Source organism: Pseudomonas sp. 1152_12, from assembly GCF_052850675.1.
In genome coordinates this window covers 118,918-131,930 of the sequence record NZ_VXCW01000005.1, presented here as the reverse complement: position 1 = coordinate 131,930, position 13,013 = coordinate 118,918, and the positions used below count along the sequence as shown (strand labels likewise).

Here is a 13,013-nt window from a genome sequence, read left to right as displayed (position 1 = left end):
AGTCTAGTGCCCAAGGCCGTTGGGGCCAAGCGCTTGCGACTGCCGGTGTAACATCACTTGTCAGTCTAGTGGCCGCGCAGTAGCTTTGAGCGCCAAATTGACGATCAGGAACTGCCCATGACACGCGTTGCCGATTACCCGATTCACACCCAGTTCACCGAGCGCTGGTCGCCCCGCGCCTTCACCGGCGAAAGCATCCCGCAGGACACCCTGCTGAGTTTCTTCGAAGCCGCACGCTGGGCGCCATCGGCCTACAACTCGCAGCCTTGGCGTTTTCTCTACGCGCGCCGTGACACGCCAAACTGGGAACGCTTCCTGGGCTTGTTGAATGAATTCAACCGCGGCTGGGCGCAGCACGCGTCAGCCTTGGTGATCATCGCCTCGAAAACCGACTTCACGGCCCCCGGTGCCACCGAAGAAACCCCGGCGCTGTGGCACACTTTCGACACCGGCTCGGCCTGGGGCCACCTGGCGCTGCAAGCCAGTCTCAGCGGCTGGCACACCCACGGCATGGCGGGCTTCGATCAGGAACTGACCCGCACAGAGCTGAAGATTCCAGAAGGTTATGCGTTGCACGCGGCGGTGGCCGTGGGCAAGTTGGGCGACAAGTCGACGTTGCCGGAGTACCTGCAAGGCCGTGAAGTACCAAGCCCGCGCAAGCCGTTGAAAGAGCTGGTTTCCGAAGGCGACTTCAGCCTGTAAGCCTTGCTGATATCCCCTGTGGGAGCGGGCAAGCCCGCTCCCCCATTAATAACCGCGCTCGAAATCCACTTCCCCGCGCAACTCTTCCTTGGCTTCATAAGCCCGCAGGTTCTGCACAAACAACTCCACCATCATCAGCGGCGAGGTCGGCGCTGAGCTGTGCCCGGTCAACAGTAGCCCCCAGGCGGTCCAGAACGGATGGCGTTGCGGCAGCGGCTCCTGGCGGCACACGTCGATCACCGCACCGGCCAGGTGCCCTTCTTTCAAGGCCCCGACCAAATCGGCATCGACCACAGCCACGCCGCGCCCGACATTGATAAACAACCCGGTCGGTTTGAATTGCTTGAACAACGCCGCGTTGTATACGTCATGGGTGTTTGGCGTATTGGGCAGCAGGTTGATGACGTAATCCACCTCACCCACCAGACGGCCCAATTGGTCCATCCCGGCCACTTCGATAAACGGCGCCTGCTCACGCGCAGTGCTTGCGATGCCGTACAACTTGACGCCAAACGGCAGCAGGAAATCGGCAACACTCTGGCCGATGTCGCCGGTTCCGACGATCAGCGCCTTACGCCCCGCGAGGCTCTGGCCCATGCGGTTATCCCACTTGCGTTCGACTTGACTGACCAGGCGCGCGAGCACTTCGCGCTCGTGACCGAGCATGTAGGTGAGCACAAATTCGGCCATGACTTGGCCAAAAATGCCGACCGCACGGGTCAGACGATAATCACGGGGCAAGCCCTCGGCCAGCAGCGGTGTGATACCGGCCCAGGTCGATTGCAGCCATTGCGGTTGGTGACCCTGGCGCAACAACGTGCCCAGCAGGTCCGGCTGGCCCAGCCATACCGGGCAATCGGCGGCCAGGCGCGACAGTTCGGCCGAGTCGCCACTGGTCAGCACCTCGACGTCCGGTGCCGCGTCACTGAGTAATTGGGCGTAGAGCGAGTAATCCTGTTCAGCAATCAGAACACGCATGGTTCAAACCTTTCAAAAACACTGCAGACAGCCGCCCGCATCCTTACGGCCACCACCCACTTATACGTTTGCGTTGAAGAATGTGCCCTGCACAGGGCACTGACCGATCACATTGGGTCGTTGCGTCGCAGCAGCTCTTCGGGCAAGTGTTCGATGTACTCATCCTCGGCGGGCGGCATTTGCAGGTGGTAACCCTGCTTATCGAGGTTCTCAAGAACCACGGTGATGTCCTCGCGGGACAGCTTGCGCTCCGGGGTCAGTATCATCTCGAAGGCCAGATGCGCCTTGCCGAAGGCTTCCATCAACGGTTCCGGCACACGCTCCAACGCATCGCTTTTCAGCACGTAGAGGTACATCCCGTCTTTTTTCAAGCTGCGATAGATGGAGCAAATACGTTTCAAGGCTGTTCTCCGGCAGTGGCCAGGCTGTCGAGCAGCGCTTGGCCCATCAACTCGCGGCGCCAGCCACGGAGCGAGTCTGGCAATTTATAGGGCCCATCGGGATAGCCACTTTTAACCAGGGCTTCAAGGGTTTTCTTGCGCAGCATCAGTTCCGGCGCCATGTCCAGACGTTCGGCTTCGGCCTGGCCCAGGGCGCGCAGTTGCTTGATCAGCGTGGCGGCGTCCACCGGCAGCGGCTCAGCCACGGCGGGTGGCCATTGGTCCATCGGCACGCTGCCGGCACGTTTGATCAGGTCCAGCAGAAACGGGCCATCCTGACGCACGGTGCGCGGGTGCATGTCTTCGATTTTGCCCAGCGCGGCGAGGTTATCCGGCTGTGATTTGGCCAGGGGCCACAAGGAGTGTTCGCGAATGATCCGGTTACGCGGCAGGTCACGGGCACGGGCTTGCTGCTCGCGCCAGGCGCACAATTCACGCAGCACGGCGAGCTGGGCGCGGGACAGTTTCCACGCCAGCTTGGCGTCGCGGTACACCTCGTACGGGTCGACTTCGCGACGCAGGTTGGCCACCAACTCGGCGCCGTCTTCCAGCACCCAGGCGTGCTTGTCGTCTGACAGCCGCGGGCGCAGGCGAATGTAGACCTCGGCCAAGTGCACCGCGTCTTCGGCAGCGTAGCTCACTTGGGTCTCGGACAATGGCCGCTGCAGCCAGTCAGAGCGGGTCTCACCCTTGGGCAGCTCGATATCCAGCACGGCTTGCACCAGACGCGAGTAGCCCATGGAGAAACCGAGGTTCAAGTAAGCCGCCGCCAATTGAGTGTCGAACAACGGCGCCGGCAGACTGCCGGTCAGGCGCAGCAACACTTCCAGGTCTTCGCTGCAGGCGTGCACCACCTTGATCACCGCTGGGTTCTCCAGCAAGGCGGCCAAGGGTTGCCAGTTGTCGATGGTCAGGGGGTCGATCAGGTAAGCACGCAGGCCATCGCCGATCTGGATCAGCCCGGCAATCGGATAAAAGGTGTCGACCCGCATGAATTCGGTGTCGAGGGCGACGAATGGCAACTGCTGCCATTCGGCGCAATGCTGGCCGAGGCTATCGTTGTCGCAGATCCACTGAATATCGATGGCCACACGGCTCTCCCTTGAAGAATGGCGCGCAGTATATATCGCGAAAGACCCTTGCGAGCATCCGTAGTGCACACACCTTCATGAAAACTCCTACAGAGATGAAGAATAGTCCGACAGGCGGGAGTCAGCCTCTCTTACGCAGAACGTAAACCCGCCAGAGCTTGGAACCCGGCAGGAACTCTTGGTGGTTCAAGACTTTGAAACCCGCCTGGCGGAATTCGCCTTCAACGGCCGTCTGCGCATTCACCGAGACAATCACCGTGTCGCGGCTGACCCGATGAAACTCACTCAGCAGCGCCAAACGCCCTTCGCTACTCGGTACATGGCGAAACAATTCCAGGCAAAAAATGCAATCCACTGCGTTTGCTGACAAGCCGATAGAAAACGCCGAGCCCTGGAACGTCTTGACGCGCTTGAGCAACGCCGCCGGGTGATGAGTGCACGCATGGTCGAGCATGGCCTGAGAGTTGTCCGAGGCCAGGATCACCCGATTGATGTGCTCGGCCAACACCGGCCAGAACCGGCCGGAGCCACAGGCCAGGTCAAGAATCAGCCCCGGTTCACCGGCGACTTTCAAGGCATGGCGCACCAACCGCTCATCGCGCCAGGCAGCTAGACGCTTGAGCAGCGCAGGTGGGCGCGTGTCGCCGCAGACCCTGGCATGCTCACGGTCACAGCGCTCGGAGAACTCAGTCTCGATAGAGGATGGAGTGGGTGACGACATCACGGACTCATGGGTAGGGAACAGTAGTGAACGACCTTGATTCAGAGCTTAACCACTGCAACGTGAAAAAAAGGTCGAAGCCGTGATTGCATTGAAATCGCACGCGCAGGGCACGTGAATGCAGTAGGTCGGTTACACATGAGCTGACTGTCATACCGCATTCGCGAGCAAGCCTGCACACGCTGCCTCTCACGCCTGATGCAGATACCACCGCCAATCCTGCTCACCGACCTCACCCATGAACTGGCGATACTCAGCGCGTTTCACCGCCAGGTACACGCTGAGGAACTCGCTGCCAAACGCATCCCGCGCCCAGCTTGAACCTTCAAGTGCGCGCAAGGTAGTAAGCCAGTCGGTAGGCAGCAACGCCTTGGCCTGCGCGTAACCGTTGCCTTCCACCGGAGCACCAGGATCGCGCTGTTCGCGGATGCCTCGATGAATCCCGGCCAGGATCGCGGCAGCGGCCAGGTAAGGGTTGGCGTCGGCGCCGCAAATACGGTGCTCAATGTGCCGAGAATTCGCCGGCCCACCAGGTACGCGCAAGCTCACGGTACGGTTGTCCACCCCCCACGTAGCAGCCAGTGGCGCGTAGCTGTTGGTCTGGAAACGGCGGTAGGAGTTGGCGTTGGGGCAAAACAGCAGCAACGAATCGAGCAAGGTACTGAGCATGCCGCCCACCGCCTGACGCAAGAGCGGTGTGCCGTCGGCAGCCTCGCTGGCGAACAGGTTATTGCCGTCGGCATCCGCCAGGCTGATGTGCATGTGCATGCCGGTGCCCGCCAGGTCATCAAACGGCTTGGCCATGAAACACGCCGCCATTCCATGCTTGTGCGCCACGCCCTTGACCAGGCGCTTGTAACGCACCGCTTCGTCCATCGCTTGCAGCGCGTCGGCGCGATGTTCCAGGGTGATTTCCACCTGGCCCGGGGCGTATTCGGAAATCGCGGTGCGCGCCGGGATGCCTTGCAGTTTGCAGGCGCTATAGAGGTCGGCCAGAAACGGCTCGATCTGCTCCAACTCGCGCAAGCCATAGACTTGGGTCGAGCGCGGGCGATTGCCGTCCACGTCCCGCGCCGGCTGCGGGCGGCCGTTACTGTCGGGCTTCTGGTCGAGCAGGTAAAACTCCAGCTCCGCCGCCATCACCGGGTAATAACCATCGGCTTTCAGCCCGTCGATCACCTTGGCGAGCAAATGCCGAGGGTCCGCCACGGTGGCGGGCAGGCCTTCGGTGGGGTGCATGCTGACTTGCACCGCCGCCGTCGGGATCAGGCGCCACGGCATGCGCTGCAAACTGCCGCTGATTGGGTAAGCGCGGCAGTCGATATCGCCGACTTCCCACACCAGCCCGGAGTTTTCCACGTCATCCCCCTTAATCGTCAGGCCGAGAATGGTGCTGGGCAAAGGCCGCCCGCTTTCGTAAACCGCCAACAACTCATCGCGGTGCAGCAACTTGCCGCGTGGCACGCCGTTGTTGTCGAGGATAAACAGCTCGAACATCTCGATGTCCGGGTTCTGTTCAAGGAAAGATTGGGCTTCGTGCAGGCAGGCAAAAACACTCATGGCGAGTCTCATACGTTTGCGTCAGGCAGGCGCACAGGCGCCACCGGGCAGATGCGCACAGGTGTGCGTCATCCATGGGGCAGATCAACGTAAGAGAGGCGTATCGGGCGGGCGGGCGTGTCGGCAGTGGAACAGGGCCCAGAAGGCCAGCTCGGAGGGCAGTGCCTCGACAATCGTCGGACAGCTGGGCACCAAAGCGCCAGGCGGTGTCGCGGGGTGAGTGTCGGTGCAAGCGTCCATGCAGAATTCACAGTGAGGTCGATGCCCGGCAGCGTCACACGCCTGGATAGGCGGTTAAATTCAGGGTTGATGGAGTTTGGGTGCAGGTTGGCTAAACATTGCGCGACCCTTGCTACCTTGTCGTCCAGCTGGAAATAATGACCGCCCCGATCTTGCCCCCAAGGATTCGACTGCATGAAAGCTCCTTTAGCCCTGTGTGTATTGGCGAGTATGGCAACCACTGCACTGGCCGACACCGCACCCTCGCGCCTGGATGAAGTGCTGCAGCGCGGCACGCTCACCGTCTGCACCACCGGCGACTACAAGCCTTACACGTCACTGCGCGCCGATGGCCGTTACGAAGGCATCGACATTGCCATGGCCGAGTCGCTGGCCAAGAGCCTGAACGCAAAAGTCACCTGGGTGCCAACCACCTGGAAAACCCTGATGCCGGACTTCCTCGCCCAACAGTGCGACATCGCCGTGGGGGGCATTTCGGTGTCGTTGGAGCGCCAGAAAAAAGCCTTCTTCAGCCAAACCTTAGGTGTCGACGGCAAGATCCCGCTGGTGCGCTGCGCCGATGTACAGCGCTACCAGACGGTCGAGCAGATCAACCAACCGCAGGTGCGTGTGATCGAGCCGGCGGGCGGCACCAACGAAGTGTTCGCCCGCACTCACCTGGGACAGACGCAGATCCGCCTGCACGACAACGTGACGATCTTCGACGAACTGCTGGCAGGCAAGGCCGACGTGATGATTACTGACGCCAGCGAGGCGCGCTTCCAGCAAAAACTCAAGCCTGGGCTGTGCGCCGTCAACCCTGAGCGGCCGATGCAATACAGCGAAAAAGCCTTCCTGCTGCCTCGCGATGATGTCGCCTGGAAAAGCTATGTCGACCAATGGTTGCATTTGAGCGTCGCCACTGGGGTGTACGACGCAATCGTCAATCAATGGCTGGCGGCGCCCTGAGCCGAAGCCGTCTACGCTGTGGTCATATCAATAACAATGAGGGACGGGTAATGAAAGGACTGCTCCGACTCACGTGGCTGCTGCTGTTGTGTTTCAGCCAGGTGCACGCGGCCACTCCGGATGAGGACGCCCAGGCCGCCAAGGCCCTGCTGGAAAAGGCTCTGGCCTACTACCACAGCAACGGTGACAAGGCATTCGCCGGGTTCAGTCGCCAGGGTGAATTTATCGACCAGGACCGCTATGTGTTTGTGGTTGATACCAAGGGCACGCTACTGGCCAGTGGCGGCCCCTCCTCCATCTTGATCGGTCGCGATGTGTCCGAGTTGCTTGGGCCTGATCTACGTAAATCATTCAAGGCCGCGCTCAAGGTGCCCGAAGGCCAGGGGATTCAACAGGCCGATTACCGTTGGCAGAATTGGAACGACGGCAAGGTTGAGCACAAGCATGTGTTCTATCAACGGGTCGGCGAACGCATTCTGGCAGTGGGTTACTACCTGCCGCGAGCCACGCCGGAGCATGCTCGAGGTTTACGCGACAAAGCGGTCGAGGCGTTGCTCAAGGATGAGGCAGGTACACTCAAAGCGATCAATACATTGCGGGGCGGGTTTGTACAGGATGACCTGTATGTGTTTGTGGTGGACCTCAATACCGGACGCTATGTAGCCCATGGCACCACGCCTCGGCTGGTCAACACCGACTTCCGCAAGGTCAAGGACCCCGACGGCAAGCCCGTAGGCGAGCCTATTCTCAAGCTGATGGCCAATCAGGATCAAGGTGAGTACAAATATCGCTGGAAGAATCCGGTGACCGAAAAGGTCGAGAACAAACACGCGTACTTGCACAAGGCTGGGCATTTCATCGTGGCGGTCGGGGACTACAGCCCCTGACCAGAAGTGAAATGCGCTTCACCGTGGGAATTGGCGTGCCTGCTCCCTCAGCCTGATCATCATTGTGTCAGTTATTTAGCGTTGTCTTCACGCCCATGCAGCACTCGATCAGGCATCGCTGTTACTGCGGCCAGCCCCAACAGCGACACCGCCGCACGGACTATCAGCACCTGCCGGAATATCAGCGCCAGCGCTCGGCGGCCAGCACACTGCGTACGGCAGGAACGGGTTGGATAGGCTGATTCAGGTCGATCACGGCAGAACCTTCAAGCAAAACCCGCAGGCGAGGAACGCCGGGCGGGAATGCTCGATACGAGAGCAGGCTACTCGATAGGTTCGTAAGGAAGCCCAACGTAATTTTCTGCAATGGTTCTGCGACCCGCCTCCGAGTGGATGAAATATTCCAGTTCACTCTCGGCAATGCGCTGGCTGAAGCCATCCGCATCGGGAAACGGGTGCAGCATCGCGGTCATCCACCAGGAAAACCGTTCGGCCTTCCACACTCGGCGCAGGCAGATCGCCGAGTACTTTTCCAGCAAGTCCACGCGCCCCTCGCGATACACCTTGAGCAAGATGCGAAACAGCGTGTTCACATCGCTGGCTGCCAGGTTCAGACCTTTTGCCCCGGTGGGCGGCACGATGTGTGCGGCGTCCCCCAGAAGGAACAGGCGTGCGTATTGCATCGGTTCCACCACGAAGCTGCGCAGCGGCGCGATGCTTTTTTCAATCGACGGGCCGGTCACCAGTTGCGCCGCCAACTGGCTGGGCAGACGGGTTTTCAGTTCGGCCCAGAAACGCGCATCCGACCATTCATCCAGCGGTTCTTCAGCCGGCACTTGCAAGTAATACCGGCTGCGCGTTGGCGAACGCATGCTACACAGGGCAAAACCACGCGCGTGCTTGGCGTACACCAGTTCGGCATGCACCGGTGGTGTGTCGGCGAGAATGCCCAACCATCCAAAGGGATAAACACGCTCGAAGACTTTTAACGACTCAGCCGGAATCGACTGGCGTGCCACCCCATGGAAACCATCGCAACCGGCTATGTAGTCGCACTCCAGGCGAAAGGCCTCGCCCTGATGCTCGAAGGTCAGCCAGGGTCGATCACTTTTGAGGTCATGGGGTTGCACGTTATGCGCGTCATACAGCGTGATAGCGCCGGCTGCTTCACGCGCTTGCATAAGGTCGCGGGTGACTTCGGTCTGGCCATAGACCATCACCGACTGACCGCCGGTCAGCGCTTTGAGGTCGATATGACTGAGTTGGCCATTGAGCGCCAGCTCAAAACCGTCATGCACCAAGCCTTCGGCATCCATGCGCCGACTGACACCCGCTTCACGCAACAGGTCGACCATGCCTTGCTCCAGCACCCCGGCACGGATGCGGCCTTGCACGTAAGCGGCGCTCTGGCGCTCTACAATCAGGGTCTCAATACCCGCGTTGTGCAGCAGTTGGCCGAGCAGCAAGCCGGAAGGGCCGGCACCAATAATAGCGACTTGAGTTTTCAGCGTTTTCATTATTTTTATAGCTCGCAAGCGACACCCGAACGGATCAGGTGAAAGAGTTGTCATTGATCTTGTCACTGATCATTTTTCACTTGAGCGCCCCTCATAAGAAGGTGAAAACTGAGACAAAGCCTGTGCTTTTTACCAATCGGGGCGATTACCGCACCACTTTCCTGAGTATCGGATTGAAACCATGACCAAAACTGCCAGCACCGCAATTCCGGTCTTCAAGCTTTACGGGGAAAGCCAGCAATGGCCAACGCCGGATTTGTTGCACTGTGAAACCATTTCTCGGCGCAGCCGGGAATACCAGTGGGAGATTCAGCCCCACCGGCACGCGGATCTGTGCCAGTTGTTGTACGTTCACAAAGGCCAGGCACAGCTGGAAATTGAAGGCCAGCGCACCACGCTCAACGAGGCGACCTTGCAGGTGCTGCCGCCCTTGTGCGTGCATGGCTTTCGGTTTGCCGAGGATGTAGAAGGGTTCATCGTGACGCTGTCAGCGCCGCTGGTCAGCCATTTGCAAGCGCAACTGGGCTCGACGGTGGACGGTTTACAAGCGTTGGGCAACTACCCGGCTGGCAAAGACAGCGACTACCTCAACAGCCTGTTTGCGCGCTTGCAGGACGAATACGCCGATGAGCAACCGGCGCGCGACATGATGATGCACGCCCTGGTCAGCGTGTTGCTGGTATGGATCAGCCGCCACGCCATCCAGCGTCTCCACCCGCGAGCCCCGCGTGGGCGTGAATATTTCCGCCGCTTCACTCAGTTGGTCGAACAGCACTACCGCGAACACCCGAAGATCGAAGACCTGGCGCACAAGCTGGGCATCTCGGTCTCACACCTGAACGGTACGTGTCGGGACTTGGGCGGGCAGCCTGCGCTGCAGATCATGCATGACCGCCAGTTACTGGAAGCCAAGCGCCTGCTGACCTACACCAGCATGACCATCAATGAGATGTCGCAGGTGCTGGGGTTTTCCGACCCGACCAACTTCTCACGGCTATTTCGTCGGCGGGTCGGGTTTTCACCTAAGGCGTTTCGCGAGCAACTGAAGTCCGATTAGGCACGTGGAGCGCTCACCTGAGCGCACTGAAACTACCGGTGCGCGGAACGCACAGGTCCTGATGGCAGCTGACCGCAAAGGTCGGCTGCATGCGCGTCTGTTCAACCCGGTAGGCGGCTGTGCCGTACAGCACGGTCGCCAAGACGCACAGGATGAAAATCATCAGGTACTTTCTGATTTTTAGCGTCATGGCACACCTCTGAATAAGACGACTCGGTGCTCTTTAAAGCATAGGTCAGTCAGGGCGAGCTGCCATTATTGGACGCCATTCAACATCTTTATGTCGGCTTCAGAGACCGATATCCCAGGCCGGTTCCTCCGGGAACCTGAGCACCAGAAAGTCCAGCAGGCTGCGCAGTGCCAACGGCATGTGTTTGCGCGAGGCATACACCGCGTAAACATTCATCTGTTGCGGTTCGGCCTCGGGTAGCAAACGGATCAATTCGCCGCTGCGGATGTAATCTCCCGCCTGATAGCTGGGGAGCCGCGCCACCCCGGCCCCCGCCAGCGTGACCCGCAACAGGGTCGTCGCCTCGTTTGCACTGATATTGCCCTGCACCGCCACCGACACCGGCTCACCATTTTCGGTGAAGTGCCACAGACTTTTGCCGAAGTAAGAGTGCGTGAGGCAGTTGTGCTCTACCAGCTCGTGCACATGCTGCGGGTGCGCATGCTCGAGCAAGTACGCCGGGGACGCACAAATCACCGAGCGACAGAGCGTGAGCTTGCGCGCGATTACGTTAGGGTCCAACTCAAAACTGGTGCGGATAGCCAGGTCAATACGCTCATCGACCAGGTTCACCGTACGGTCGAGCATCTGCATATCGATACTGACCAACGGGTAGTGCTTGACGTACTCGGCCACGGCATCCGCCAACTGCGCCTGGCCAAATGAGCTGCTGACACTTAACCGCAGCTGCCCGCGCGGCGCTTCGTCCGGCTCACTGACGGCGGCCTGCATGTCGTTGCACAACTCCAGCATTTGCCGGCACCGGGGCAGCATTTCGCCACCTGCGGCGGTGAGGCTGAGTTTGCGCGTGGTGCGATGCATCAGGCGCGCGCCCACCCAATCCTCCAGCTCCGCCAGATAGCGTGAAACCACCGGCCGCGACAGGTCCAACTGATCAGCGGCGGCTGACTGGCTCCCCAGGTCAACTACCGTGACAAACACCCGCATTGCTTGAAGACGATCCATGATTTGCACGCTTTTAGAAACAAACTATGTTCCAGCATGGCATTTTTTGTGACGTTTAGTGCAACTAAGCTCTGTGCATCCTTTAACGATCACTGGAGCCGCCCCGATGCTATCCACCCTCAAGCGCCTGACCCTTGCGACCGCTGCCCTGGCCTTCGCCGCCCAAGCTTCGGCGGCAGCGCTGAAGCTCGACGTGTACAACCCAGGTGAAGCCGCGATCTTCCCGGTCAGCTCGGTGCTGGTGAGCGGCGAAAAAGACGCGATCCTGGTCGACGCGCAATTCGGCAAAGGCCAGGCCGAGCAACTGGTGCAAAAGATTCGCGCCAGCGGCAAGCACCTGACCACCATCTACATCAGCCATGGCGACCCGGACTACTACTTCGGCCTCGACACCCTGACCGCCGCCTTCCCAGACGCCAAGGTGCTGGCACCGCAACCGGTGGTCGACCATATCAAGGCCACCGTCGCCGGCAAGCTGGAATTCTGGGGCCCGAAAATGGGCGCCGACAAGCCAGCAAAAACCATCGTGCCGCAAGTGCTTGAAGGCCACAGCCTGACCCTCGAAGGCCAGCCACTGGAAGTCATCGGCCTGGACGGCCCGCAGCCGGATCGCAGCTTTGTGTGGATCCCCTCGATCAAGGCCGTGATCGGCGGTGTGGTGGTCGCCGAAAACATTCACGTGTGGATGGCCGACACCCAGACTGCACAGTCCCACAAGGATTGGCTGGCGACGCTGCAACGTATCCAACAGCTGAAACCGGCCACCGTGATTCCAGGGCATTACCTGGGCAGCCCGTCACTGAAGGCCGTGGCCTTTACCGCTGACTACATCAAGGCTTTCGACGTCGAAACCGCCAAGGCCAAGGACTCCGCCGGCCTGATCGCGGCCATGAAAAAGCGCTACCCCACCCTCGCCGACGAGAGCTCGCTGGACCTGAGCGCCAAAGTCGCCAAGGGCGAAATGAAGTGGTGAATGGTTTTTAACCCCTGACTGACTGGAGAACGTTATGAGCAAGATCGCAATCATTGGTGCCACCGGTCGTGCCGGTAGCCAACTGCTGGAAGAAGCGCTGCGTCGTGGGCATACCGTCACCGCCATCGCACGCAATACCGACACGCTGGCGGCGCGCCAAGGGGTTACCATCAAGCCAGTCGATGCGCTGGATGCCGAGGCGTTGCAACAGGCTGTCAGCGGCAACGATGTAGTGATCAGTGCGGCGCATTTCGCCACGCTGCCGGCCAGTGCCGTAATCGGCCCGGTGAAGAAAGCCTCGGTGAAACGCCTGCTGGTGGTGGGCGGCGCGGGTTCGCTGTTGCTGCCCGATGGCAGCCGCGTGATCGACAGCCCGGGGTTCCCGGCTGAGTACAAGGCCGAAGCCAGTGCTGGCGCTACATTCCTGGACACGCTGCGTCAGGAAAAGGAACTGGATTGGACCTTCCTGTCGCCGTCGGCGGAGTTCGTTGAGACCGAGCGCACCGGGAAATTCCGAGTGGGCCAGGATGACTTGCTGGTGAGTGCTGAAGGCCGTAGTTGGATCAGCTTTGCTGACTACGCCATTGCGATGATCGACGAAGTGGAAACACCGAAGCACTCGCGCCAGCGTTTCACCGTGGGTTACTGACCCAACGCGGATCTAACTGTGGGAGCTGGCTTGTCTGCGATAGCATCAGCGCGGT

General features: G+C 60.1%; 14 protein-coding genes. 6 read left to right on the top strand and 8 right to left on the bottom strand.

Features of this window, described 5'->3' with window-relative positions; all coding sequences use genetic code 11:
* The first annotated feature begins 117 nt into the window (after window positions 1-117).
* Window positions 118-702, top strand: a complete 585-nt coding sequence (locus FW764_RS10845) for a nitroreductase family protein (RefSeq protein ID WP_446433930.1) — start codon at window positions 118-120, stop codon at window positions 700-702.
* Between the two features lie 45 nt (window positions 703-747).
* Here the strand turns inward: FW764_RS10845 and FW764_RS10840 are convergent, their stop codons facing one another.
* From FW764_RS10840 to FW764_RS10820, 5 genes are all read right to left on the bottom strand, one after another.
* Window positions 748-1,680 (bottom strand): D-2-hydroxyacid dehydrogenase, encoded by a 933-nt coding sequence (locus FW764_RS10840; RefSeq protein WP_446433929.1) that lies wholly within the window; start codon window positions 1,678-1,680, stop codon window positions 748-750.
* A 107-nt stretch (window positions 1,681-1,787) separates the two neighbouring features.
* Complete coding sequence (locus FW764_RS10835) at window positions 1,788-2,081, bottom strand: YcgL domain-containing protein (RefSeq protein ID WP_083359595.1); 294 nt, start codon at window positions 2,079-2,081, stop codon at window positions 1,788-1,790.
* Window positions 2,078-3,211 (bottom strand): ribonuclease D, encoded by a 1,134-nt coding sequence (gene rnd / locus FW764_RS10830; RefSeq protein WP_446433928.1) that lies wholly within the window; start codon window positions 3,209-3,211, stop codon window positions 2,078-2,080. The genes FW764_RS10835 and rnd overlap by 4 nt, the downstream gene beginning before the upstream one ends.
* Before the next feature lie 121 nt (window positions 3,212-3,332).
* Complete coding sequence (locus FW764_RS10825) at window positions 3,333-3,932, bottom strand: class I SAM-dependent methyltransferase (RefSeq protein ID WP_446433927.1); 600 nt, start codon at window positions 3,930-3,932, stop codon at window positions 3,333-3,335.
* Window positions 3,933-4,121: 189 nt separating this feature from the next.
* Window positions 4,122-5,492 carry a glutamine synthetase family protein gene (locus FW764_RS10820; RefSeq protein ID WP_446433926.1) on the bottom strand — a complete coding sequence of 457 codons (1,371 nt, stop codon included), beginning with the start codon at window positions 5,490-5,492 and terminating at the stop codon, window positions 4,122-4,124.
* A gap of 414 nt (window positions 5,493-5,906) precedes the next feature.
* Between FW764_RS10820 and FW764_RS10815 the strand changes: the two genes are divergently transcribed.
* Together FW764_RS10815 and FW764_RS10810 are read left to right on the top strand one after the other, a co-directional pair.
* Window positions 5,907-6,680, top strand: coding sequence for a transporter substrate-binding domain-containing protein (locus FW764_RS10815; RefSeq protein ID WP_446433925.1), 774 nt, complete (start codon window positions 5,907-5,909; stop codon window positions 6,678-6,680).
* 50 nt (window positions 6,681-6,730) lie between these two features.
* Entirely contained in the window at window positions 6,731-7,567 is an 837-nt protein-coding gene (locus FW764_RS10810; protein ID WP_446433924.1) for a cache domain-containing protein, read from the top strand.
* A gap of 323 nt (window positions 7,568-7,890) precedes the next feature.
* Here FW764_RS10810 and pobA read toward each other — a convergent pair whose 3' ends face one another.
* Complete coding sequence (gene pobA, locus FW764_RS10805) at window positions 7,891-9,075, bottom strand: 4-hydroxybenzoate 3-monooxygenase (RefSeq protein ID WP_446434179.1); 1,185 nt, start codon at window positions 9,073-9,075, stop codon at window positions 7,891-7,893.
* 190 nt (window positions 9,076-9,265) lie between these two features.
* Here pobA and FW764_RS10800 point away from each other — a divergent pair, with 190 nt between their 5' ends.
* Window positions 9,266-10,141, top strand: a complete 876-nt coding sequence (locus tag FW764_RS10800; RefSeq protein ID WP_446433923.1) for a helix-turn-helix domain-containing protein — start codon at window positions 9,266-9,268, stop codon at window positions 10,139-10,141.
* Window positions 10,142-10,154: 13 nt separating this feature from the next.
* Here the strand turns inward: FW764_RS10800 and FW764_RS10795 are convergent, their stop codons facing one another.
* Window positions 10,155-10,331, bottom strand: coding sequence for a hypothetical protein (locus FW764_RS10795; RefSeq protein WP_446433922.1), 177 nt, complete (start codon window positions 10,329-10,331; stop codon window positions 10,155-10,157).
* 99 nt (window positions 10,332-10,430) lie between these two features.
* Entirely contained in the window at window positions 10,431-11,336 is a 906-nt protein-coding gene (locus FW764_RS10790; protein WP_446433921.1) for a LysR family transcriptional regulator, read from the bottom strand.
* A 106-nt stretch (window positions 11,337-11,442) separates the two neighbouring features.
* Between FW764_RS10790 and FW764_RS10785 the strand changes: the two genes are divergently transcribed.
* The gene (locus FW764_RS10785) at window positions 11,443-12,309 is read left to right on the top strand and encodes an MBL fold metallo-hydrolase (protein WP_446433920.1); all 867 of its coding nucleotides are present in this window, start codon (window positions 11,443-11,445) and stop codon (window positions 12,307-12,309) included.
* 34 nt (window positions 12,310-12,343) lie between these two features.
* Entirely contained in the window at window positions 12,344-12,958 is a 615-nt protein-coding gene (locus FW764_RS10780) for an NAD(P)-dependent oxidoreductase (protein WP_446433919.1), read from the top strand.
* The last annotated feature ends 55 nt before the right edge of the window (window positions 12,959-13,013 follow it).

Excerpts from the sequence above, each read along its gene's own strand:
- FW764_RS10815 (WP_446433925.1), top strand. The coding sequence starts at position 5,907 with ATGAAAGCTCCTTTAGCCCTGTGTGTATTGGCGAGTATGGCAACCACT.
- FW764_RS10800 (WP_446433923.1), top strand. The coding sequence starts at position 9,266 with ATGACCAAAACTGCCAGCACCGCAATTCCGGTCTTCAAGCTTTACGGG.
- FW764_RS10845 (WP_446433930.1), top strand. The coding sequence starts at position 118 with ATGACACGCGTTGCCGATTACCCGATTCACACCCAGTTCACCGAGCGC.
- FW764_RS10820 (WP_446433926.1), bottom strand. The coding sequence starts at position 5,492 with ATGAGTGTTTTTGCCTGCCTGCACGAAGCCCAATCTTTCCTTGAACAG.
- FW764_RS10780 (WP_446433919.1), top strand. The coding sequence starts at position 12,344 with ATGAGCAAGATCGCAATCATTGGTGCCACCGGTCGTGCCGGTAGCCAA.
- FW764_RS10790 (WP_446433921.1), bottom strand. The coding sequence starts at position 11,336 with ATGGATCGTCTTCAAGCAATGCGGGTGTTTGTCACGGTAGTTGACCTG.
- FW764_RS10810 (WP_446433924.1), top strand. The coding sequence starts at position 6,731 with ATGAAAGGACTGCTCCGACTCACGTGGCTGCTGCTGTTGTGTTTCAGC.
- FW764_RS10795 (WP_446433922.1), bottom strand. The coding sequence starts at position 10,331 with ATGACGCTAAAAATCAGAAAGTACCTGATGATTTTCATCCTGTGCGTC.
- FW764_RS10825 (WP_446433927.1), bottom strand. The coding sequence starts at position 3,932 with ATGTCGTCACCCACTCCATCCTCTATCGAGACTGAGTTCTCCGAGCGC.
- FW764_RS10840 (WP_446433929.1), bottom strand. The coding sequence starts at position 1,680 with ATGCGTGTTCTGATTGCTGAACAGGATTACTCGCTCTACGCCCAATTA.
- FW764_RS10785 (WP_446433920.1), top strand. The coding sequence starts at position 11,443 with ATGCTATCCACCCTCAAGCGCCTGACCCTTGCGACCGCTGCCCTGGCC.